Genomic DNA, 21928 nt, shown 5'->3' with positions numbered 1-21928 from the left:
CACTGAGCTCAGATAGGATCAACAGCAAGTAAGTCAGTACTATGAATAAAGCAAAACGACTCGAAATTCTCACCCGTCTGCGGGATGACAACCCTAACCCGGAGACTGAGCTGGAATACACCTCACCGTTTGAGCTGCTGGTCGCCGTCACTTTATCAGCCCAGGCCACAGACGTGAGCGTGAATAAAGCCACCCGTAAGCTATTCCCAATCGCCAACACACCACAGGGGATTATTGATCTGGGTGTGGATGGCCTCAGGGACTACATCAAAACCATCGGCTTGTTTAACTCCAAAGCCAACAACGTCTACAAAATGTGCCACATTTTGATGGAGCAGCATGGCGGCGAAGTGCCGGAGAATCGCGAAGCGCTGGAAGCCCTGCCTGGCGTGGGTCGTAAGACCGCCAATGTGGTGCTTAATTGTGCCTTCGGCTGGCCTACTATCGCCGTCGATACCCACATTTTCCGTGTATCAAACCGCACCAAATTTGCCATGGGCAAAGACGTCGTCGCGGTTGAAGAAAAGCTCGAAAAGGTAGTCCCCAAAGAGTTTAAAGTCGACGTACATCACTGGCTGATTTTGCTGGGCCGCTACGTATGTACCGCGCGCAAGCCCAAATGTGGCAGCTGCATTATTGAAGATTTATGTGAGTTTAAAGAAAAAACCTCTGGCTAACCTATCGCGCCAATAAGACCATGGCTGTTCAGTAATAAACAACATATTCATTGTCTTATTGGCATGCTAAGCTCATCACATTAAGTAATGGATTTCTTAAACCCCGATGACGCTACCACAACTGTTCACGGCCCTGGTGCCTATTCTCAGCGTATTTATCCTGTTGGTCCTGTTCAGACTGCCAGCTAAGCAGGCCATGCCATTTAGCCTGCTCGTTACCTCCTTATCGGCTTATTTTATCTGGCAAGTGCCTTTAGCGCATATCATTGCCGCCACGTTGGAAGGGCTTGTCATCGCCCTGACCATAGTGTGGATTGTTTTCGGCGCAATTTTTTTACTGAAAGTGCTGCAGCAAACTGGCGCTATCCATACTATTAAACATGGCTTTGCCGGGATAAGCCCCGACAAGCGGGTGCAGCTGATCATCATTGCCTGGTTGTTTGGCAGTTTTCTGGAGGGGGCCGCGGGGTTTGGTACGCCCGCTGCCATTGCCGCCCCTTTGCTGGTTGCGCTGGGGTTTACACCGCTGAGCGCCGTGGTGCTGGCACTGATTGCCGACTCCAGTGCGGTCTCATTTGGTGCCGTTGGTACACCTGCGATTGTCGGGATTGGTCAGGGTGCGGCGAATATTGATTACGCCGAGGTGAAGCACATTGCCTTAACTGCCATTGGTATTGATATCATTGCCGCCGCCCTGCTACCTCTGATCATGGTTGTACTGTATTGCCGCTTTTTCAGCGACTCACCCAGCTGGCGCACCGGGTTCGTTATGGCACCTTTTGCGGTTTTCAGTGCGCTGGCATTTACCCTGCCCGCCTATAGCGTCGCCTGGTTGCTGGGGCCTGAGTTTCCTTCTGTACTTGGAGCGATGGCAGGCTTGGCCATCGTCTGCCCTCTAGCACGTAAGGGGTTCTTATTGCCGAAACCCGAAGCCTCAACAGCACCTCAAGTTGAAGATACACCCGTCCCCTCACTAAGCTTACTCAGAGCCTGGTTACCATACGTCTTGGTTGCAACACTCCTGGTGCTGACCCGGATCCCTGCGCTACCTTTTAAGGCTATGCTGCAAAGCGTGAACTTTGAATGGGATCAGATCCTGGGGTCAGCCATTTCTGTGAATGTGATGCCTCTGTACCTGCCTGGCAGTGTGTTTGTTGTGACCGCGCTCCTGGCACTTTGGCTGCAAAATGGCAAGACGGTACAGCTGCGCGTAGCCCTGAGCAATAGTGTCAGAATGTTATTCCCCTCTTTGATTGCGCTGAGTGCAGCGGTGCCTATGGTGCGCATTTTTCTTCACTCTGAGGTCAACAACGCCGCCCTCCCAGCTATGCCCATGGCGCTGGCCGAGACGGTTGCCATGCATTTGAGTGATCTGTGGTTATTTCTCGCGCCCTTGGTAGGCGCGTTGGGGGCATTTATCGCGGGTTCGGCGACCTTTTCTAACCTGATGTTTGCCAGCTTTCAGCAAGCGTTGGCGGCAGAAGCCGGGCTGGAGATGCAACTGGTGCTCGCACTACAAATGCTCGGCGCGAATGGCGGCAACATGATTGCCGTGGTGAATGTGGTTGCCGCCGCCAGTGTCGTCGGCCTGCACGGCAAAGAGGGGGATATTATTCGCTACACCCTGATTCCAATGCTCTATTACTGCCTGGCGGCCAGCCTGATTGCCTGGCTGCTTTAAATTATCGCATTGCGCGAGGTAAGACACTGGTTCAATGGTTATTTAATTTATCAGCCTGTGCCATATGATAATTAAGCAGCGTAATTTTTGCCTGTATCACCGCCGACTCATCTGCCTGAAACTGTTCAAGCAGGCGCTTTAGTTGTGCCTGATCCGCGCTTATTGTTGCCAGAGACTCCAGCGCACTCAGGCGTACCAGTTCACTCTCGCTGTGACGGGCTTTGGCGACAATATCCTGCATCTGACTGAGCGGCTCTGTGCCTGGTTCAAACTGCTCCACGCTTTGCGCCAGCAGGTGAATGGCAAAACTCTGAGACAGCTCACCTTTGTGCCTGGCTTGTGTCAGTAAATCAGAAAAAAACTGCACGGAGGCAATCTGTGGCATGGCTTCAAGATAGTGCTCTACCTCATCAAACTGAGCATACACATCGCCCTGTGAAGTACGCAGATTTGTCAGCAGATGCTGTTCAATGAGTCTGGTTATATCCTGATTTTCATAATTAGCCAGATCCGGATAAACACTGCTGTTTAAGCCTATATCCTGCGCTATTGATAACAGCCTGGCCTTGTTTTCGTCTTTGTTTTCAGGTTCATCATTAAGCTCTGAGTGCGCGGACAACGCACTGGTGTAAAGCCGTTCTTCCTGTATTGGCTGTTCCGAGCTCAATCGCGGTGGGCGCTCCTCTGCCTGAGGTGCAGATATAGTGTCAAGGCTTTCTATGCCGCCTGCTGAGGTATCGAGGTGGGACACTTCTTTGTGCAGTGTCGCGGCAGCCACGAGAAAGCCGAGCATAAAGCACAACACGTTGATCATCAGGTATTTTGCTTTCATCGTTAAATCCCGGCTGTAAAGCTAAGGCTGACCTTATTGTGCCAGCCCCAGGTAGCGCTTAGTGAATATCGAAGCGTACGCCCTGACAACCATTGTTATGATAGGCTGTGCCCGCACTCTTGATTGACCAGAATACTTCTCCGCGCGTTGAATTAGCATTGGTTGGGGTGAAAGTACGTTTGCAGGTTTTGGTTTTTTTATTGTCCCAGACCGGCTTTCCGTGTTTCAATTTTACGAAGGTATAATCCAGTTCCATTTTATATTCTTCGTTGATATTGGCGCTCAGGTCAGGATAAAAACCGTGACCATACCCTGATGTGAGGTTTTGTTTTCTTTTTTCACGAAACACGACGGTGTTGTCACTCAAACGCTTGATCTTTAACTCAACCGTGGTGACGGTATAACCACCTCGGTTGCAATAGAAAATCATGGACTGGTTGCCGCGCGTAGTGTTAGCCCAGTTGTAAGGTGCCACGTCTCGCCAGATCTCGCAGTCTTGCTTTTTGCCAGAGAAATAACCGCCATCAACCCCTGCGACGCTCACTTGCGTATTGGCCAGAGTCATAACAAGCGCAGTGGCACCTATTTTTAAAGTTTTCTGTAAATTGCTCATTCATCATCCCTTTGTGTGATTTTTATGTGCATATCCAGGTTAAAAGCGGCGATTTTGCCACATAAATTACCCAAGCGAAATCATACCAGCAAGGAATTTTCTATTCACATCTTTTTAATATTTTTCTTTAATGGCTAAGCCTGAGCAGGAATTGATCAACCAGAGCAGCCTGATCTGCCAGCGCTTGCTCTGTGTTCCGCATTGCTGCTGTGGTGTTGTCTGCACTTTGCATAGACGCATTGGCCAGTTGCGAGATATTGACCGCCTTGTCATTTATCTCGTTGCTTGCACCCGACATTTGATCAGTTGCAGTGGCGATTTCGTAATTCAAAGCAGAAATATCTTTCACCATATGCTCTATCGATGCCAGGTTCTCTTTGGTTTGTTCCGCTTGTGCTACACATTCATTAGACTTTTCAACCCCATTTTGAATGGCCTCTACCGCGCGCTCGGCACGTTGCTTTAGCCCTGCAACAATATCATCTATCTCTCTGGTCGATTCCTGAGTGCGTTGTGCAAGCGCTCTGACTTCATCTGCCACCACAGCGAACCCTCTGCCCTGCTCACCAGCTCTTGCCGCTTCTATCGCAGCATTCAGAGCCAGCAAATTAGTTTGCTCAGAAATATCTCGTATTACGTCAACAACTCCGCCGATCTGCACCGTTTGCTCATTCAATTGGGCAATATCATGTTGAGTACGACTCAATTCTTCGCATAAAGTGTGGTTGATTTGCATGCTGGCCTGCACCACAGAGTTAGAATCCAGTACCGATCGCAGTGCACCTTCTGAGCGATTCGCTGCATCACTGGTATTGCCGGCAATGTCAGAAATAGCGGTCGTCATTTCGTTCATAGCCGTAGCCAAAGAGCCTGTCTGGCTCTGCTGCTCCTGTAACAGCTCTGTATTGCTGTGACATTCCGACACCGTTTCCTGCGCATGTTGGTCAACCAGCTGGCTGGCATCCTGAACCCTGCCAAGGACCGCACGTAATTCAGATCCCCGTGCCAGCAGTGCCAGTTCAATCGCCGCGACATCATTAACTTTATCCAGGTAAATTTTTTGCATTAGAGGGTTATCGTAGACCTGTTTGGCTTTTTCACTCAAACGACGCACCGGAGACAACCTTTGATAAGTCAGCGCGAGCACACCAATTAACAGTAATGTTTCCAGGACATAGTTCCACGGTGCCGGTAAGCTGGTAAAAACCATACTTAAGATATAAGACACAACTAAGATCAACATCATCTGCGCGGACAAAGACATAGAAGAACGTGTCAGTTTGGCAGACGCAACGCCTTTATCGAGCTGCTGATAGATACTTTCAGCCCGTTTTACCACATCCCGATCTGGCTTGGTTCTGACCGACTGATACTCGGCGGTTTGACCATGCTGATCTTTGATAGGCGTCACATAAGCATTTACCCAGTAATGATCACCATTTTTACAACGGTTTTTTACTATGCCCATCCAGGGCTTGCCGGAGCCTATAAACTGCCAGAGATCTTTGAAGGCTGCCCTGGGCATGGTTGGGTGACGTACCAGATTGTGTGGTTGACCTTCAAGTTCGTCCAGTTCAAAGCCAGCAACGTCACAAAAGCTTTGGTTCGCATATGTGATCCGCCCTTTGGTATCTGTGGTAGACAGCAGGTTATAAGAGACCGGATAATCATTTTCCTTATCCGTATAATCGGTACATCTTTTGGCCATGATACTCACCTAAAAAACGCGATACTAACCCATTTTTCGTAGGTGAGCTTGTTAATAAAGCCCTAACTTTGTTTTAAATCAAACAATTTAAGTAAATGAAATATATGAAAAAATTCATTTAAATGTTGATATTTAAGATTGATAGAGATAATCGGAGAAAAAAGGAGTGTTACTGAGGGAATAGTATTACTAAGAAGAGTGGCGTCCCCTAGGGGATTCGAACCCCTGTTACCGCCGTGAAAGGGCGGTGTCCTAGGCCTCTAGACGAAGGGGACACTGAATGTGTCACTAGGACTGGCTATTTATACTCTTACCATACGAGTTTCGTACTTACTGAAAGTAAGTGGCGTCCCCTAGGGGATTCGAACCCCTGTTACCGCCGTGAAAGGGCGGTGTCCTAGGCCTCTAGACGAAGGGGACAAAAAATTTGCTTATTGAAGCACCGCTTCAATAATTTTTTGTTAGCGTGAAAGTCGAGCCAGCGAGACCGAACTTCCTTTAACAAAATCTTTTGTCACTAGGACTGGCTATTTAGACTCTTACCATACGAGTTTGGTACTTACTAAAAGTAAGTGGCGTCCCCTAGGGGATTCGAACCCCTGTTACCGCCGTGAAAGGGCGGTGTCCTAGGCCTCTAGACGAAGGGGACAAAAAATTTGCTTATTGAAGCACCGCTTCAATAATTTTTTGTTAGCGTGAAAGTCGAGCCAGCGAGACCGAACTTCCTTTAACAAAATCTTTTGTCACTAGGACTGGCTATTTATACTCTTACCATACGAGTTGGTACTTACTAAAAAGTAAGTGGCGTCCCCTAGGGGATTCGAACCCCTGTTACCGCCGTGAAAGGGCGGTGTCCTAGGCCTCTAGACGAAGGGGACACTGAATGTGTCACTAGGACTGGCTATTTAGACTCTTACCATACGAGTTTCGTACTTACTGAAAGTAAGTGGCGTCCCCTAGGGGATTCGAACCCCTGTTACCGCCGTGAAAGGGCGGTGTCCTAGGCCTCTAGACGAAGGGGACACTGAATGTGTCACTAGGACTGGCTATTTAGACTCTTACCATACGAGTTTGGTACTTACTAAAAAGTAAGTGGCGTCCCCTAGGGGATTCGAACCCCTGTTACCGCCGTGAAAGGGCGGTGTCCTAGGCCTCTAGACGAAGGGGACACTGAATGTGTCACTAGGACTGGTTGTTTATACTCTTACCATACGAGTTGGTACTTACTAAAAAGTAAGTGGCGTCCCCTAGGGGATTCGAACCCCTGTTACCGCCGTGAAAGGGCGGTGTCCTAGGCCTCTAGACGAAGGGGACACAATCATTTAGAAGCAGCATTCGAAGCCAGTTCCAAATATTATATCACTAGGACATTTACGCACTGAATTTGGTGGAGCTAGGCGGGATCGAACCGCCGACCTCTTGCATGCCATGCAAGCGCTCTCCCAGCTGAGCTATAGCCCCTCACCAACAGCAATGAAACTGTAACGCCACATCGCTGAGTGCGGGGCGCATTCTATGCATCACAGAAAACAAAGTCAACACCTTTTCTGCAAGTTTTTTCTAACTGCTGCAAAAACACCCCAAGAGGACAGAATATAAGCGAATTCACCTGGCCAATCAATAGAAGTATCTGTTTTTGCTTAATTAAAAACCAATTATTCACAATGAGACTAGCAATCGTTTAATTCGTCAATATATCAATGCCTCTAAGCATGTTATCAATCAACGCAGACAATAAGGCCTGACAGACGCTCTGTAATCATTCAACGATCAACCGTTACTCAAATCAGAAATACCACTTTGACATAAATGTCTTTATATACCCATAAAGCCGCCCTAATTTAAAAAGTCTATTGTTCATACAACTCTTATACACATGTACTTACTTGCTCACCCCCTGCCCTATTGCATTCAGCTATCATTGCATTTTGCAATACATGTATTGCTTAGGCATATAATGAAGAGAAATACCTAAAAAACGAACACCTGAACACAAAAGAAGCATACAGATAAAAAATCAGGATTTTGTGTTGACTCCTTTGAAAGGAAACATATAATAGCGCCCCACAACGACACGGCAATGTGTAGTTGGTTTCAAATATGGGTTGTTAGCTCAGTTGGGAGAGCATCGCCCTTACAAGGCGAGGGTCACTGGTTCAAGTCCAGTACAACCCACCATAATTTTGGTGACTTGGTCGATGTAGCATCGTTTTAGTTTTCACCAAGATTTGGGGGAAGGTCAGTATAGACATTCACATTTGAAACAGCGTATTGGGTTGTTAGCTCAGTTGGGAGAGCATCGCCCTTACAAGGCGAGGGTCACTGGTTCAAGTCCAGTACAACCCACCATAATTTGGTGAACTTGGTCGATGCAGCATCGCGCTCATTCTTACCAAGGCAAGGGTTACTGAATTAAAGTCAGTACAACCCACCATAATTTGATTGTCTATAATAGAACAAAAGATTATGGCTCAATACGCAAAAGTCAGAATAGTTATGGGTTGTTAGCTCAGTTGGGAGAGCATCGCCCTTACAAGGCGAGGGTCACTGGTTCAAGTCCAGTACAACCCACCATTAATTTGGTGAACTTGGTCGATGCAGCATCGCGCTCATTCTTACCAAGGCGAGGGAGCTGATTCAGGTCAGTACAACCCACCATAACTAGAGACAAAATTTTAAGATGGGTTGTTAGCTCAGTTGGGAGAGCATCGCCCTTACAAGGCGAGGGTCACTGGTTCAAGTCCAGTACAACCCACCATTAATTTGGTGGACTTGGTCGATGCAGCATCGCGCTCATTCCTACCAAGGCAAGGTTTCTGAATTAAAGTCAGTACAACCCACCATCTTAAAAACTAATTGCCAAAAAATACTCTGGGTTGTTAGCTCAGTTGGGAGAGCATCGCCCTTACAAGGCGAGGGTCACTGGTTCAAGTCCAGTACAACCCACCATTTCTTTTAGAGTATTTTTCCTGCATTTATGCATGGGTTGTTAGCTCAGTTGGGAGAGCATCGCCCTTACAAGGCGAGGGTCACTGGTTCAAGTCCAGTACAACCCACCATCACTTAAAAAAGACCACAATCACTCACACTTTTTTATTTTTCGCTCTATCATTCGTGTTTTGATCGATGCGGCATCGCGCTCATTCTTACCAAGGCGAGGGTCACTGGTTCAAGTCCAGTACAACCCACCATCACTTAAAAAAGACCACAATCACTCACACTTTTTTATTTTTCGCTCTATCATCCGTGGTTTGGTCGATGCGGCATCGCGCTCACTCTTACCAAGGCGAGGGTCACTGGTGTAAGTCCAGTACAACCCACCATCACTTAAAAAAGACCACAATCACTCACACTTTTTTATTTTTCGCTCTATCATCCGTGTTTTGATCGATGCGGCATCGCGCTCATTCTTACCAAGGCGAGGGCCACAGGTGTAAGTCCAGTACAACCCACCATCACTTAAAAAAGACCACAATCACTCACACTTTTTTATTTTTCGCTCTATCATCCGTGTTTTGATCGATGCGGCATCGCGCTCATTCTTACCAAGGCGAGGGCCACTGGTGTAAGTCCAGTACAACCCACCATCACTTAAAAAAGACCACAATCACTCACACTTTTTTATTTTTCGCTCTATCATCCGTGTTTTGGTCGATGCGGCATCGCGCTCACCCAAAACAATGCCTGGTCCCCTACTTTCTCTGTATTCTTACCAAGCTTTTTAATCCTTATGTTTCAAAAGAAAAGATAAACGACTAGACTAAAAGCATTCCGAGTTTATTCCTTGCCCTTTACTCTATGTCTGTTCAACCCTTTGTAAATGCAAAAATTTTGATCGTGGAAGAACAGCAACTGGCGCTGAGCTACATTAAACAGTCGCTGGACCAGTTGGCTTATAAAAACGTTCAGTTTGCCGAAAATGCCCAACTGGCAAAGGAAAGCTGTATCCATCATAAATTCGATTTGATCATCTGCTCGTTTGACCTGAGCAAGCGTCAAAATGGTTATCAGCTTTACGAAGAGCTACTTAAAAAGCGCCTGATACGCCAAAGTACCGGGTTTATTTTTACCTCAGCCGAAACCAGCCCTGAACTGGTGCACAGTATTGTTGAATTGCAACCTGATGACTTCCTGGTAAAGCCTTTCAGTATTAAAGAGCTCAAAGCACGCATCGAGCGTGTTTTAAAGCGTAAACGTAGCCTTAAAACGCTCTACAATCTGATTGACGACGAAAACTACTCTAAGGCACTTAAACTTATTAACTCAGAGCTTGAAAGCGGTGAGCACGCTTACAGCCCGATATTGCTTAAACTCAAAGGTGAAATACTGTTAAAGCTTAAACAATATAGCGAAGCCAAGCAGTTCTACCGCTCCATGCTCGAGCTACAAAAGTTTACCTGGGCTAAGCTCGGCCTTGTGGAAACCTTAATTGCAAATAACGAAGACATGCTGGCGCAGAAAATGCTGAAATCCCTGATCGAAAAAAGCGAGACTCGCCTGGCTGCTTTGGATTTATTGTCTCGTCTGGAGCTTAAGCTTAACCAATTTGAGGAGGCACAAGCGTCGCTAGTACAGGCCTCACAGATTGCGCCACGCAATATTGAAAGGCAAAAGTCACTCAGTACAGTCGCACGCATCAACCATGATTATGAGTGCAGTTACAACGCACAAAAAGAAATAGCCAATTTTGCTCGTTTTTCGATGCACGATAGCCCTGAAGTTTATTTGAATGCCGCCCGTGCCGGGATTGATTTCGCACTCAGCACAGATCAACACGATCAGATCACCCGCCTGACCAGGCAGACCCAGCAATACCTGAGCGATCTAAAAAAGCAGTTTCCCAATGCCAATAACCAGACTCAGATTGACGTGCTCAATGCTCGATTACATTACCTCAAAGATGAACATACCAAAGCACGACAACTGATGGAGCAGTTGGAGGATGAACCTCAGATCCGCTCTGTTGATGCAGCGTTGGACAAAGCTAAGGCGTTCCATGAACTGGGGTTTCAGCACAAAGCAGAGGCACTGTTTGGCCAGATAATCACACACTGCGAGCGTCATCAACAGCAAGACGACCCCACTTTTATGCACCTGCTTCAGCAACAGCAAGATGAACGTCGTCATATCACAATGGGCCCTAAAGAGCTCAATAATCATGCCGTAAAACAATTCCAGAAAGGACAACTTGACGTCGCACTGGAAGCCTTTACGCAGGCATTTAGGGTGATGCCTAAAAACGCCAGTATTGCACTGAATCTGCTGCAATGCCTTGCAGATGCAACAGGAAAGAAAGCCGCTACATTTAACTCAAACCTAGCGGCGAAGTGCTACAAAACACTGAGCGCAGCTCAGCTTGAGCCTGAACAGCAAGAGCGATTTGACAAACTACAGGCTCAACTAGAAGAAATGAATCTGGATTTCAGACCCTGACGGAACAGAGGCAGCTAAGTAACAGCTATTAATGTGTGCCCTCTTCCTGCTTTTTCAGCGACAACGCATTCACACAATAGCGTAATCCACTCGGTTTAGGGCCGTCTGGAAACACATGCCCGAGATGGGCATCACACACATTACAGACTATCTCTACTCTGTCCATACCGTGCGTTCTGTCAAGTCGGTAAGCTACCGAATCTGCACTGTGTGGCTGAGTGAAAGAAGGCCAGCCAGAACCACTGTCAAACTTCTCATCCGCATCGAACAGGAGCTGATCACAGCAAGCACAGTGATATTTGCCTGGGGAAAAAACGCTACAGCTTTGTGAACTGAATGGACGCTCAGTCCCGCGGTTTCGGGTGATATGAAATACAGAAGGTTCTAATATGGCTTGCCACTGCATCAGGCTTTTTTCAACCCGCCTGGGGGGCTGTGGGTTGCCATTATCTGCGAATTGCAGAATATCTCGCCAAGTCAACATGTCTCGTTCTCCGGTTGATGTAGAGTTACTCCATATTGGCAAACACTTAAGATTTGTCTTATTGTTATAGAGTGTCATGAGCTAATCAGGATCAGATTAACGTTATATTTTTACGCCAGTATGAAAGCCACATTCGCCCTAATGTTTAGTTGTCAGCCCGTCAGCGTCAAGTCAATTATTTTCAGGTTCAGGCCAATCCCCAAAAAAACACGTTAAGTATCGGCTTTTGAGTAAATACAAAATTACCCAGGAGACGAGTACCGCCTGAATAGCCAGATAAAAAGAGAATTGATAGTGTGCCTGGACAATTTGCATCCCCAGCCACACCAAATCTAAGCAGGCAGCGATCAGCAGTGGCCAGCGCATATGACGCCAGTAGCGGGCTAATTTAGGTGAGCTGGTTGGCCTGCGCAAAGAAAACAGCACGGTCGGGATCAAGGCCAGGCTAGCTATCATGACTGCTACAAAAAAATGCTGCTTCGAATGAAAAAATAATGACATGAGGTCTAGGTCCGGACGCCAGGTCAGGGCTGACACCAGCCACAAAAACAACGGCCTGAGCAGCACCAGCAAGGTCAGATTAAATCCAACAGGCGTGCGATATACCCCGTATTTATCCCAGTACTCGGGCCCGTACCCAGCCTGTAACTTGCTCATACCACTTCTCTCATTTGATGACGGGCTAATCAGCCCGCCTGTTGTTTATACCAATTTGCTTAATTAAGTGCCCTATTTGTTCCTTCAAATTGAACAAGTATTAAGTGAAATTGGTATTACCTCTGATGTGAGTCAAGCAATGCAATCAATGCCGCTTCATCCAGGATATCGATCCCCAGGTCCTGCGCCTTAGTTAGCTTAGACCCCGCTTTTTCGCCCGCCACCAGTGCGTGCGTGTTCTTAGAGACACTGCCGGACACTTTGGCACCTAAAGCTTGCAATCGCGCTTTAGCGTCGTTGCGGTTAAGCTGGCTCAGCGTACCCGTCAGCACGTAAGTCAGGCCAGCCAGTGGCTGTTCACTTTCTGCTTTTGCCTCAATTTCAGGCCAGTGCAATCCTTGCTCGAGCAAGTCACTCACCACTTTTTGATTGTGTGGTTCACTGAAAAACGCATGAATATGCTGAGCAACAACAACACCCACATCACTCACTTCCTGTAAACTCTCAATGGAGGCATTCATCACCTTTTCAAGCGTCAGATAGTGATTTGCCAGGTTTTGTGCAGTGGCTTCACCCACTTCGCGGATCCCAAGGGCATATAAAAACTTAGCCAGGGTCGTTTGCTTGGCTTCTTCAAGCGCACCAACCAGATTCTTGGCCGACTTAGGGCCCATCCGCTCCAGTGACTCAAAATGGCCCTGACGCAGGGTAAACAGTTCAGCAGGCGTGGTGATCAGTTCCCGCTCAACCAGTTGCTCAACAATCTTGTCGCCCAGTCCATCGATGTCCAACGCCTTGCGTGAAGCAAAGTGTTTAATCGCTTCTTTACGTTGAGCGCGGCACACCAGACCACCGGTGCAACGCGCAACAGCTTCACCTTCCACACGCTCAACGTGGGAATCACATACCGGACAGACATCCGGGAAAGTGATATCGCGAGCATCTTCAGGCCTCTTTTCCAGCACCACCTGGGTGATCTGCGGGATCACATCACCGGCGCGTCGAATGATCACGGTATCGCCCACTTTGACACCCAGACGGTCGATTTCGTCACGGTTGTGCAAAGTCGCATTCGAGACGGTCACGCCGCCGACAAATACCGGCTCCAGCCGCGCAACTGGGGTGATGGCGCCAGTGCGGCCCACCTGAAATTCCACATCAAGTAACTGCGTTAACTCTTCCTGTGCCGGAAATTTAAATGCAATGGCCCAGCGCGGTGCACGCGCAACAAAGCCTAGCTGCGCCTGAAACGGTTTATTGTCGACCTTGATGACCACGCCATCAATTTCATACGGCAACGCGTCACGCTCAGCCATAATGGCTTCATAGTATTGATAAGCGGCACTGGCGCCCGTTACCTTTTTTGTTTGCGGGCACATAGGCAAGCCCCAGTCTTTTAACTGCTGCAATTGCGCATAATGGGTATCAGCCAGCTCAGCGCCCTGCACTACACCCATTGAATAGGCATAAAACATCAACGGGCGTTTAGCGGTTATTTTAGGGTCCAGCTGACGCAGGCTTCCCGCCGCTGCATTGCGCGGGTTAGCAAAGGTTTTTTCATCACGCTTTGCTGCGGTTTCGTTCAGCCGTGTAAATCCGGCCTTATCCATAAAGACTTCACCACGCACTTCCAGCTCAGCCGGAATATCGTCACCACGCAAACGCAGCGGAATGTTACGTATGGTTTTCACGTTTTCGGTGATATTTTCACCTACCTGACCATCACCTCGCGTTGCGGCCTGAACCAGCACCCCATCACGGTAGAGAATAGACACAGCGAGACCATCCAGCTTAGGCTCACAACAAAAGTCCAGCTCGTCGTTGTGCAGCAGGCGCTCTTTTATGCGACGATTAAAGGCATTGAACTCAGCCTCATCAAATGCATTGTCCAGTGACAACATAGGCACCTGATGCGTTACCTGCTCAAATTTGCTCAGCGCAGCACCACCGACTTTTTGTGAGGGAGAATCCGGGGTTAGATAGTCAGGATGCTGGGTTTCCAGCTCAATCAGAGCGCGCATTACCCGGTCATATTCGGCATCGGGTACCGTGGGCTGATCCAAGACATAGTACTGGTAGTTATAACTTTCCAACTGCTGTCTTAATTCATTGATTTGTTTGCTGATAGTTTCTGACATTACAACCTCTTAATAACACAAAAAGCCACGGACCTAAGTCCGTGGCTCTGTCGCGTCTATGCCCGCAGGCAGTATTAACGCTTAAACGGTATATTCGCGCACCTTTTCAACATAGGCACGGGTGGTATTCACTGTGAGTGGCTCACGACTGCTGTCCAGCACACTGGCACCAAATTCATCGGCCAGCTTTTTCGCGGCGCTGTGCAGCATATTGAACGCCGCCATGCTGTCACCTTCACACGGCAACGTCATAAACAGGCTGACACCTCCGGTGCTGAACTGTTCCATATTATCGATATCGAACGTGCCCGGGTTATACATATTCACTAACCGGAACAAGACCGGACCATTGCCGGATGACTCTACATGGCGATTGAAAAAGCCTTCATCTGAGTACTTAAAACCGAGGCTCAACACACAAGGCAGCAGCTTAGAGCCCGCCATTGTCAGGCCTTCTGGCATCTCGATATGGAGAATAATAAAGTCCTGCGGCACTGTTTCCTGTGAATCAGCCTCCTGCTGTGCCTCTTCCTGTTGCTCAGCAGAATCTGAAGGTGTTTCTACAACCTCGCTCTGGCTTTGGTCTACCGCAGACTCTTTGTCTTCATCGACGGCAGAAAAACTCATTTCATCCAGCTGGGGCTCTTCCTCGCGCTGCGGCTGAGGTGCGGCTGCGGTTTTTTTGTTGGCTGCGGGGTTATCGGTGTCCTGGTTCTCTTTTTTTCTCACCGACCATAAGCCATGTATCAATAATCCACCAATGATCAGCGCACTGATCACGATTAATGCCCATCTTAATTCTGTGGCCATTGCTCACCTTTACTTATTATGCATGCGCCATTTGCACTGCTTGTTCTATGTCTACGGCAACCATACGTGAAACCCCGGGTTCCGCCATGGTTACCCCCGTCAGCCGGCCCGCCATTTCCATCGCGACCTTGTTGTGGCTGATGTAAATAAATTGCACCGTTTGCGACATTTCTTCGACCAATCGGCAGAAGCGCCCAACGTTCGCATCGTCCAGCGGTGCATCTACTTCATCCAGCATACAAAAAGGAGCCGGATTTAGCCTAAATATTGAAAATACCAATGATAATGCGGTCAGGGCTTTTTCTCCACCACTTAACAGATGAATTGTCGAGTTTTTCTTACCCGGCGGTCTTGCCATGATGGTTACACCGCTTTCTAACAGGTCATCGCTGGTGAGTTCCAGATAGGCACTACCGCCGCCAAACACTTTAGGAAACAGCTCCGCCAGGTCCTGATTAACCTGATCAAAGGTGCTTTTGAAGCGGCTGCGTGTTTCGCGGTCAATCTTACGAATGGCACCTTCGAGCGTTTCCAGTGCCGCGCTGAGGTCATCCAGCTGCTCGTCAAGGTAACGCTTGCGCTGCTGCGCCTCATCAAATTCTTCAATCGCCGCAAGGTTGACCGCTCCCAGTAAACTTAACTGTTGCGCAATACGAGTTAGCTTGCCCTGATGACTGCTCGCCTGCGCATCTTCCGGTAACTGCGCTAATACGTCTTTAAGTGTCTGACGTAGCTCAACTAAAGGTTCAAGTGCGGCCTGCGCCTTCACCATCAGGCTTTGCTCCTGCAGTGCTAACTGCTGGCGTTGCTCTTTAAGCTGCGCGCTTTGTGCCTGGGCATCCTTGAGCGCCAGCTGTTTATCGGCGAGTTGCTGTTTTGCTTCACTCAGTTTTGCTGCCGTTTCCTTTACTGCCTGCTCCAGTTCAGTATGACGGATCAGCAGCTCTGTTTGCTGTTGCTCAAGTTCAACACCTGGCTCCTCACAGCTATGTAATTGTTGTTGTACCTGAGCCAAGTTCTCACTGCCCTGCTCCAGACTTTGCACCAGGTGGCTAAGTTTAGTCTGACCCAGTTGCGCATCACTTTGCGCCTGCTGGAGTTTCATTTTGGCCTGATGGTACTGCTGCTGAATATCGCGTTGTTGCTGTTGCTGTTGCTGATGTGCCCGTTTGAGTACTTCAAGTGCCTCGCCCGCCTGGAGCATTTGCAGTTGCAGCTGCTCTTGCGCTTCTTGTGCCTGCCACAGGGCCTGCTCACTCTCTTCATGCTGCGCCACCAGCAATTCGCCCTGCTCATCCAACTCGCCCTGACTACTCTGAAGCTGACTGCTTTGCTGCTGCCAGCTGGCTTGCTGAGCGAGTAACATATCCACCCGAGTCTGGCTACTGGCCACCTGTTTAGCCGCCTCATGGACTGCTTGCTTGTTTGCTTCGAGCTGTTGTGAGCACTTTGTCACAGCAGATTCTAAAGGCGTCAGTGACGCTTCCAGCTCACTCAACTGCGCTTCGATTTCCGGTAACGCGGCCTTATGAACGCGCAGTTCGCTGTAGTGCGCAAGCAAACTTCCGGACTGACCATCTTCCTCCTGCGCCTGCCAGTTGCCACCATATAAGGTGCCTTCATCGTCGATAGCGGCAAAGAAAGTACCACAGACGTTAAAATGACGAGCCTGCCCCAGCCATGCAATCTGGTTGAGAAAGTCCGGGTAAATTTCTGACTGCACAAGCGTTGCCACACTGCCCGGCGTTTTTTCGCCCTCCGGCGCCCCCCAGATACGGCTGGCATAGTCTTGTTCAGTGATCCGCAAAGACCCAAGCCCGAACATGGCACGCTCTACGATGGCTTCAAGACCCGGCTCTACTCTCAGCACACTGAGCAATGGTTCTCCTGGCGCGTCCTGACTGTCTCCTTGCTGAGCATAGGTGAGTTTTTCCAGCGCCTGAACTTGGGCCTGCGCCTGCCCAAGCCTGACTTGTTGCGCCTGAAGCTTTTGCTGTAATGCCGCTTTTGCCTCGCTCAGACGTTGTAGTTCTGCGCCCAGGCGCTGGTTTTCTTGTTGCGAGAGGGCCATTGCGTGGACCAGCTCCTGATGGACCGTTTGTTGCTCAGCGAGCGCCTCAGCCGGGTTTTGCGCACTGTGCTGTGCTTGTTGCTGCGTCAGTTGTGCCTGTTGCTGCGTCAGGTGGTGTTGTTGTTGAGTCAGGCGTTGCAGCGCCAGCTGGCACTGCTGAGTATGCTGACGTGCTTTTTCCAGCGCCTGTTGTGTCGTTTGAGTGCTTGCTTCATGTGCATGTAACTGCTGCATTTTCTCTTCAATGAGCAACTCGGTTTCTGCCAGCTTTTCAGCACTGATCTGTGTTGCTTCCTGATGCACTTCACATTGCTCAGCAAGCTCTGCGCAATGTTGCTGTTGTTGTTCATGAAGCGCCTGAGCCTGCGCAATTTCTTCGCTCAACTGAGTTTGTTTATCTGCCAGTTCGCGGCGTTTTTCGCTCAAGTGGATCTTTTGCTGTTCAATGCGCGTTAACTGGGTTTGTGTGTTATGAAGTTGCTGCTGTAATTCTGTCTGCGCATCACTGAAGTGGGTAACCTGTTGCTCAAAGGTTGCCAGCACATCGTCATGTCCGCCGTGGGCTTGCTCTAAAAAAGTCAGTTTGTCGTTTAACTTAGCTATCTGGCTGGTTTTTTCCTGCTGCCTGGCATGCAATTCCTGCCATTTTAGCACTGCCAGCTGGCCTTTAAGGGTGCGTTCCTCGGCCTTAAGGTCACGGTACTGACGTGCAGCTTCAGCCTGTTTGGCCAATCTGTCGAGCTGATTTTGCAGCTCCTGACGCATATCCAGCAGACGCTCCAGATTCTCTCTGGTGCTTTTGATCCGCGTCTGAGTTTCCCGGCGACGCTCTTTATACTTGGAAACCCCAGCAGCTTCTTCCAAAAAAATGCGTAATTCTTGCGGTTTGCTCTCTATCAGGCGCGAGATCATCCCCTGCTCTATGATGGCATAACTGCGTGGGCCCAGGCCGGTGCCAAGAAAAATATCGGTGATGTCACGTTTGCGGCATTTACTGCCATTGAGAAAATACAGCGACTGACCATCGCGAGTCACCAGACGCTTAATTGCAACCTGAGTGCGGTCTGCCATAGAGCCGGGCAAACGCCCCTCGGTGTTATCGAACAGCAGCTCAACGGAAGCCTGAGAGACGGGTTTACGGTGGGTCGAGCCATTGAAGATCACGTCCGTCATGGCATCGCCACGGAGGTTTTTGGCGGAGCTTTCACCCAGCACCCAGCGCACAGCATCAATCACGTTGGACTTGCCGCATCCGTTGGGACCAACAACACAGGTCATTGGCTCCGGGAAGGGAATTTTAGTCGGCTCTACAAAGGATTTAAAACCGGCCAGTTTAATGCTGCTCAGGCGCATAGAGATAACAGCTTAATGACAAACGCAATAGTTCAAGGTCAGTCTACCTTAACCATGGCGTTTCATGTTATCAAGGATGATCCCCGTGGCCATCGCTACATTAAGCGACTCCGCGCCGCCAAAAGCCGGAATAGTAATGGGCTGGTTAATATGCTCTGCCACGGCAGCGCTGATACCATGCGATTCGCTGCCCATCACCAAAATACCTCGCGTTGCAAATGACGTCGCATGCACGCTTTGACCTTCCAGAAAAGCCCCATAAACCGGGCCATCGTAAGTACTTAACAAGGTACATAGGTCTGTTCTTATTACATCAACCCGCGCAAAAGAACCCATGGTTGCGCTGATCACTTTGGGATTAAGGTGGTCGGCACTGTGCTCGCTGAGGACTATCTGGCGCAAACCGTACCAATCCGCAACACGAATAATGGTACCCAGGTTGCCAGGATCGGATACGTCATCCAGTGCCAGAACCAGCCCGCTTGTGTTCAGCTCTGCCTGTGGTTCTGTCTCAGCAATGGCAATAGCCGCATTGTTACTGACCAGGGTGCTGACCTTACTCAACTCAGCCTCATCGCACAACACCAGCTCATGAGGCTCCAACAAGGCCCGGTTGGCAGCAATAAAATCGGCGCTGGCAAAGATCTGTTTAACCGGTTTACCCGCATTCAGAAGTTCCTGAACATTTTTAGCCCCCTGCACCAGGTACAGGCCATGTTGTTTACGATATTTTTTTTGCGCCAGGGCGCGGAGCAGCTTTTGTTGATTTTTCGACAGCATACCTACCTCATTGGTTTACCCGCGAAGTATAACCGCAATAACACAGAAAAGGCAGACTCATCCATCTGCTTGCTTGCCAAAGCGCCACTGCGCGCCTTAAAATAGGGACGTCTTCATACCTATAAGTTGTATTTATGTCCATTGAACTCCAGGTCATCCTGCTCAACCTTATTATTTTATGTCTGGCCTATTTTGTCATTTACCCACGTTACGCTGGTAATGATTTAAAAAAGGTCTCGATTCAGGATTTGATAGCAACCGTCGTTTCACTGGCTATTGTCGGCTCAGTCTACTATGACTCTGGGTTATCTTTTTCTTTGGTCTTATTTGAGGTGAACTGGACCTGGTTTACCGTGATTTCCTTTACCCTGATTGAACTGCCGTTGTGCTACTGGTATGCCAAACGCCACGGCGTTAAATTTCCAGAGTAATACCCGCTTCACTTAATACATTGTTCAATTTGAAAGAACTGATTGGTATAAAAAAGGCACCCTCAGGTGCCTTGGCGTTAATTTACATTAACTTTAGGAAATAAATCGGTTGGACTATGCTGGGTTGATTGGTCTTACAACTCGCTGTGATGCAGCACAGACACCACAATGTCGTTAAAGTGTTCCGCCGGGCGCAGCTGATTAACTGAACGACCACCTACCTTTATCAACTCCACCAAATCAAAGTAGCCACAAATCTGGCCAGTTTCAGGCGCTGTTACCAGCAAGTAATCAAGGCCATGCGCTTCCATGGTCACCAGTACATCACCAGAGCGCGCTGTACGCAAATCGGTCAGACTTATTTGCTTGAGTGTTTTAAGCGGTAGCATAACGTCGCTGGCAACAAGCTCACTGCGCTTGCAGCCACGCAACTGAGCCTCTTTTAAAATATGCCGACTGCCCAGTCGGGCCTGGGAAATGATCCCCAGCACTACGCCATCGTGAGCCACAAACATGGAGGCCACATGGGTTTTGTTCAGCACCAGCGTGGCTTCATCAACACTGGTATCCGGGTCCAGATACACTGCACTCTGGCCATCCAGATTGTGCATATACTTTTGTGCCGATACCGACAGGCGATCAAGCCCATTCTCTTCGGCTCCACCCAGTAAAGGGTTAACCTGAACAGGAACATCAGCAGTCACATCAAGCGTATTAAGTCTGTTAAACGTATTCATTATTCACCTCTGTTTCGGGAATATACCAATGCGATTTAACACCTGTTCAACCAAAGGCAAGTCAACTCCGGCGATAATACGCTGAGTTTATACGCTGTAATTTGGCTAGGTGTTTTCACACAAAGGTCATTGCCAGTCGCGAGCCATAGGAAATAGCAGCACTGACTTTAAGCACATCACGGCACAGCCCATCAGGCGTGCAAAGTTCAAATAAGAAATGAGTGATTTAGGCTGAAACAGGTGGGGCTCTAATCCCCTGATGATAGCAAGTAAACGGGTGATATAAGCTGACGGTATCCGGGAAGTCGCGAGCAGGTTGCACATTTTCCAGGTTGGCAGAGCCAGGTACAGGAGTGTCTGAATCGCAGTCTAGTTTATCTTCGTCAGGGTCAGATAAAAGCTCTACCAGCTGCGCAGTTTTGACTGACGCACTGTTGCCAGCGGCGTTCACTGTCAGTGACACCATCAGACACAATGCTAATAACCAAAAATGCGATTGCATGGGCAAACTCCCCGAGTACGATAACTTGAATGTATAGGCAAGCAGGTGCGGTTTCAACCAGCAAAGCGCAATAATCTGTAAATTTATTTTTCCTTACACCAAAGTACACTCGTTCCGCTTTGCTTAGTTAACGAGAAACCTTCGCAAACACAATAAGATGACAGGCATGCACAATTTGTTACTGAACAGACTGCCCTTTTTTATCGACCTGACCTTATAATGGGCATAGAACTTTAAATACAGAGGTATTTCAATGCAACTGACCAAAGGTATGGAGTATTTTGTCGCGGGCTTTTCCTTACTGAGCCAAAAAGGACTTAAACGCTTTGTATTTATTCCTTTGCTTATCAATGTGTTGCTATTTGGCGGCTCGTTGTTTTTCCTATATGACTGGCTGACACAAGGCTTTGCCTATCTGAATGAACTACTGCCTGACTGGCTAAGCTGGCTGGAGTGGTTAATGTGGCCCATTGCTGTGTTAGTGATTTTATTCAGTTACAGCATGGTGTTTACCGTTATCACCAACTTTATTGCTGCGCCATTCAATGGCTTGCTGTCCGAAAAAGTCGAGCTACATCTGACCGGGCAAAAAATTAATGATGATGGTTTCGCCGATTTAGTTAAAGATGTGCCACGTATGCTGGGCCGCGAATGGAGCAAACTGGTTTACTACCTGCCGCGTGCCATAGGCTTTTTTATCCTGCTGTGGATGCTCCCCTTCATTGGTCAGATACTCTGGGTGTTGTTTTCATGCTGGATGTACAACGTACAGTACAACGACTACCCCTTCGACAATCACAAAGTCTCTTTTAAAGAGATGAAAGACACTTTAAAAGCACACCAGGGGCTGTCTTATGGTTTTGGGTTTGCGGTCATGGTGTTAACCAGCATTCCGATTGTTAATTTGATTGTGATGCCGGCAGCGGTATGTGGCGCAACCAAATTGTGGGTCGAGAATTACCGCCCCCAATTTCGTAACTAACCGCTAATACTAGCCTCCTGAGCATAAGTGCTACCCAGG

16 protein-coding genes and 15 tRNA genes are annotated in these 21928 nt (G+C 48.6%); 12 read left to right on the top strand and 19 right to left on the bottom strand.

From position 1 onward, the window contains the following. The first annotated feature begins 41 nt into the window (after positions 1 to 41). Together nth and ELR70_RS09370 are read left to right on the top strand one after the other, a co-directional pair. Positions 42 to 677 (top strand): endonuclease III, encoded by a 636-nt coding sequence (nth, locus tag ELR70_RS09375; RefSeq protein ID WP_054017298.1) that lies wholly within the window; start codon positions 42 to 44, stop codon positions 675 to 677. Between the two features lie 106 nt (positions 678 to 783). Next, positions 784 to 2358, top strand: a complete 1575-nt coding sequence (locus ELR70_RS09370) for an L-lactate permease (RefSeq protein ID WP_054017297.1) — start codon at positions 784 to 786, stop codon at positions 2356 to 2358. Between the two features lie 31 nt (positions 2359 to 2389). On the opposite strand, the gene ELR70_RS09365 is transcribed toward ELR70_RS09370, so the two are convergent. From ELR70_RS09365 to ELR70_RS09315, 11 genes are all read right to left on the bottom strand, one after another. After that, complete coding sequence (locus ELR70_RS09365; protein WP_054017296.1) at positions 2390 to 3190, bottom strand: hypothetical protein; 801 nt, start codon at positions 3188 to 3190, stop codon at positions 2390 to 2392. Between the two features lie 58 nt (positions 3191 to 3248). Continuing rightward, positions 3249 to 3803: a hypothetical protein gene (locus tag ELR70_RS09360; protein ID WP_054017295.1), complete on the bottom strand. Its 555-nt coding sequence runs from the start codon at positions 3801 to 3803 to the stop codon at positions 3249 to 3251. A gap of 127 nt (positions 3804 to 3930) precedes the next feature. Next, entirely contained in the window at positions 3931 to 5511 is a 1581-nt protein-coding gene (locus ELR70_RS09355; RefSeq protein ID WP_054017294.1) for a PAS domain-containing methyl-accepting chemotaxis protein, read from the bottom strand. Between the two features lie 199 nt (positions 5512 to 5710). Further along, positions 5711 to 5786, bottom strand: a tRNA-Glu gene (locus tag ELR70_RS09350). 69 nt (positions 5787 to 5855) lie between these two features. After that, positions 5856 to 5931 (bottom strand) — tRNA-Glu (locus tag ELR70_RS09345). Positions 5932 to 6084: 153 nt separating this feature from the next. Then, a tRNA-Glu gene (locus ELR70_RS09340) sits at positions 6085 to 6160 on the bottom strand. Positions 6161 to 6313: 153 nt separating this feature from the next. Next, positions 6314 to 6389, bottom strand: a tRNA-Glu gene (locus ELR70_RS09335). 69 nt (positions 6390 to 6458) lie between these two features. Further along, a tRNA-Glu gene (locus ELR70_RS09330) sits at positions 6459 to 6534 on the bottom strand. Positions 6535 to 6604: 70 nt separating this feature from the next. Then, positions 6605 to 6680, bottom strand: a tRNA-Glu gene (locus ELR70_RS09325). A gap of 69 nt (positions 6681 to 6749) precedes the next feature. After that, positions 6750 to 6825 (bottom strand) — tRNA-Glu (locus ELR70_RS09320). Positions 6826 to 6896: 71 nt separating this feature from the next. After that, positions 6897 to 6972, bottom strand: a tRNA-Ala gene (locus tag ELR70_RS09315). Positions 6973 to 7613: 641 nt separating this feature from the next. On the opposite strand from ELR70_RS09315, the gene ELR70_RS09310 reads away from it, so the two are divergent. From ELR70_RS09310 to ELR70_RS09280, 8 genes are all read left to right on the top strand, one after another. Beyond that, positions 7614 to 7689 (top strand) — tRNA-Val (locus tag ELR70_RS09310). A gap of 95 nt (positions 7690 to 7784) precedes the next feature. Then, positions 7785 to 7860: transfer RNA gene (locus ELR70_RS09305), tRNA-Val, on the top strand. Positions 7861 to 8009: 149 nt separating this feature from the next. Continuing rightward, positions 8010 to 8085, top strand: a tRNA-Val gene (locus tag ELR70_RS09300). Between the two features lie 108 nt (positions 8086 to 8193). Then, positions 8194 to 8269, top strand: a tRNA-Val gene (locus tag ELR70_RS09295). Positions 8270 to 8384: 115 nt separating this feature from the next. Next, positions 8385 to 8460, top strand: a tRNA-Val gene (locus ELR70_RS09290). A 34-nt stretch (positions 8461 to 8494) separates the two neighbouring features. After that, positions 8495 to 8570 (top strand) — tRNA-Val (locus tag ELR70_RS09285). A 55-nt stretch (positions 8571 to 8625) separates the two neighbouring features. Continuing rightward, positions 8626 to 8702 (top strand) — tRNA-Gly (locus ELR70_RS24820). Between the two features lie 607 nt (positions 8703 to 9309). Beyond that, positions 9310 to 10944, top strand: coding sequence for a response regulator (locus ELR70_RS09280; RefSeq protein WP_054017229.1), 1635 nt, complete (start codon positions 9310 to 9312; stop codon positions 10942 to 10944). A 28-nt stretch (positions 10945 to 10972) separates the two neighbouring features. On the opposite strand, the gene msrB is transcribed toward ELR70_RS09280, so the two are convergent. The 6 genes from msrB to ELR70_RS09250 form a co-directional block, all read right to left on the bottom strand. Next, the gene (gene msrB, locus ELR70_RS09275; RefSeq protein WP_054017230.1) at positions 10973 to 11428 is read right to left on the bottom strand and encodes a peptide-methionine (R)-S-oxide reductase MsrB; all 456 of its coding nucleotides are present in this window, start codon (positions 11426 to 11428) and stop codon (positions 10973 to 10975) included. Positions 11429 to 11599: 171 nt separating this feature from the next. Next, a complete protein-coding gene (locus ELR70_RS09270; RefSeq protein ID WP_054017231.1) occupies positions 11600 to 12085 on the bottom strand; it encodes a DUF2919 family protein in 486 nt (161 codons plus the stop codon). Between the two features lie 116 nt (positions 12086 to 12201). Continuing rightward, positions 12202 to 14223, bottom strand: coding sequence for an NAD-dependent DNA ligase LigA (gene ligA / locus ELR70_RS09265; protein WP_054017232.1), 2022 nt, complete (start codon positions 14221 to 14223; stop codon positions 12202 to 12204). A gap of 81 nt (positions 14224 to 14304) precedes the next feature. Continuing rightward, positions 14305 to 15033, bottom strand: a complete 729-nt coding sequence (gene zipA, locus ELR70_RS09260; protein WP_054017233.1) for a cell division protein ZipA — start codon at positions 15031 to 15033, stop codon at positions 14305 to 14307. A 16-nt stretch (positions 15034 to 15049) separates the two neighbouring features. Further along, positions 15050 to 18457, bottom strand: coding sequence for an AAA family ATPase (locus ELR70_RS09255; protein ID WP_054017234.1), 3408 nt, complete (start codon positions 18455 to 18457; stop codon positions 15050 to 15052). A gap of 48 nt (positions 18458 to 18505) precedes the next feature. Beyond that, positions 18506 to 19237, bottom strand: coding sequence for an RNA methyltransferase (locus ELR70_RS09250; RefSeq protein WP_054017235.1), 732 nt, complete (start codon positions 19235 to 19237; stop codon positions 18506 to 18508). A gap of 134 nt (positions 19238 to 19371) precedes the next feature. On the opposite strand from ELR70_RS09250, the gene ELR70_RS09245 reads away from it, so the two are divergent. Further along, entirely contained in the window at positions 19372 to 19668 is a 297-nt protein-coding gene (locus ELR70_RS09245; RefSeq protein ID WP_054017236.1) for a hypothetical protein, read from the top strand. Positions 19669 to 19802: 134 nt separating this feature from the next. On the opposite strand, the gene ELR70_RS09240 is transcribed toward ELR70_RS09245, so the two are convergent. Both ELR70_RS09240 and ELR70_RS09235 read right to left on the bottom strand, forming a co-directional pair. After that, positions 19803 to 20405 carry a CBS domain-containing protein gene (locus ELR70_RS09240; protein WP_054017237.1) on the bottom strand — a complete coding sequence of 201 codons (603 nt, stop codon included), beginning with the start codon at positions 20403 to 20405 and terminating at the stop codon, positions 19803 to 19805. A gap of 226 nt (positions 20406 to 20631) precedes the next feature. Beyond that, positions 20632 to 20907 (bottom strand): hypothetical protein, encoded by a 276-nt coding sequence (locus ELR70_RS09235; protein WP_054017238.1) that lies wholly within the window; start codon positions 20905 to 20907, stop codon positions 20632 to 20634. 253 nt (positions 20908 to 21160) lie between these two features. On the opposite strand from ELR70_RS09235, the gene cysZ reads away from it, so the two are divergent. Then, the gene (cysZ, locus tag ELR70_RS09230) at positions 21161 to 21889 is read left to right on the top strand and encodes a sulfate transporter CysZ (protein ID WP_054017239.1); all 729 of its coding nucleotides are present in this window, start codon (positions 21161 to 21163) and stop codon (positions 21887 to 21889) included. Positions 21890 to 21928: the final 39 nt, after the last annotated feature.

The organism is Pseudoalteromonas sp. R3 (genome assembly GCF_004014715.1).
In the GTDB taxonomy this organism is placed as follows: domain Bacteria; phylum Pseudomonadota; class Gammaproteobacteria; order Enterobacterales; family Alteromonadaceae; genus Pseudoalteromonas.
The sequence above is the reverse complement of the archived record's forward strand: the minus strand, read 5'-3'. Positions and strand labels throughout refer to the sequence as shown.

Excerpts from the sequence above, each read along its gene's own strand:
- ELR70_RS09250 (WP_054017235.1), bottom strand. The coding sequence starts at position 19,237 with ATGCTGTCGAAAAATCAACAAAAGCTGCTCCGCGCCCTGGCGCAAAAA.
- ELR70_RS09360 (WP_054017295.1), bottom strand. The coding sequence starts at position 3,803 with ATGAGCAATTTACAGAAAACTTTAAAAATAGGTGCCACTGCGCTTGTT.
- ligA (WP_054017232.1), bottom strand. The coding sequence starts at position 14,223 with ATGTCAGAAACTATCAGCAAACAAATCAATGAATTAAGACAGCAGTTG.
- ELR70_RS09365 (WP_054017296.1), bottom strand. The coding sequence starts at position 3,190 with ATGAAAGCAAAATACCTGATGATCAACGTGTTGTGCTTTATGCTCGGC.
- zipA (WP_054017233.1), bottom strand. The coding sequence starts at position 15,033 with ATGGCCACAGAATTAAGATGGGCATTAATCGTGATCAGTGCGCTGATC.
- msrB (WP_054017230.1), bottom strand. The coding sequence starts at position 11,428 with ATGTTGACTTGGCGAGATATTCTGCAATTCGCAGATAATGGCAACCCA.
- ELR70_RS09235 (WP_054017238.1), bottom strand. The coding sequence starts at position 20,907 with ATGCAATCGCATTTTTGGTTATTAGCATTGTGTCTGATGGTGTCACTG.
- ELR70_RS09270 (WP_054017231.1), bottom strand. The coding sequence starts at position 12,085 with ATGAGCAAGTTACAGGCTGGGTACGGGCCCGAGTACTGGGATAAATAC.
- ELR70_RS09280 (WP_054017229.1), top strand. The coding sequence starts at position 9,310 with ATGTCTGTTCAACCCTTTGTAAATGCAAAAATTTTGATCGTGGAAGAA.
- nth (WP_054017298.1), top strand. The coding sequence starts at position 42 with ATGAATAAAGCAAAACGACTCGAAATTCTCACCCGTCTGCGGGATGAC.
- ELR70_RS09245 (WP_054017236.1), top strand. The coding sequence starts at position 19,372 with ATGTCCATTGAACTCCAGGTCATCCTGCTCAACCTTATTATTTTATGT.
- ELR70_RS09370 (WP_054017297.1), top strand. The coding sequence starts at position 784 with ATGACGCTACCACAACTGTTCACGGCCCTGGTGCCTATTCTCAGCGTA.
- ELR70_RS09255 (WP_054017234.1), bottom strand. The coding sequence starts at position 18,457 with ATGCGCCTGAGCAGCATTAAACTGGCCGGTTTTAAATCCTTTGTAGAG.
- cysZ (WP_054017239.1), top strand. The coding sequence starts at position 21,161 with ATGCAACTGACCAAAGGTATGGAGTATTTTGTCGCGGGCTTTTCCTTA.
- ELR70_RS09355 (WP_054017294.1), bottom strand. The coding sequence starts at position 5,511 with ATGGCCAAAAGATGTACCGATTATACGGATAAGGAAAATGATTATCCG.
- ELR70_RS09240 (WP_054017237.1), bottom strand. The coding sequence starts at position 20,405 with ATGAATACGTTTAACAGACTTAATACGCTTGATGTGACTGCTGATGTT.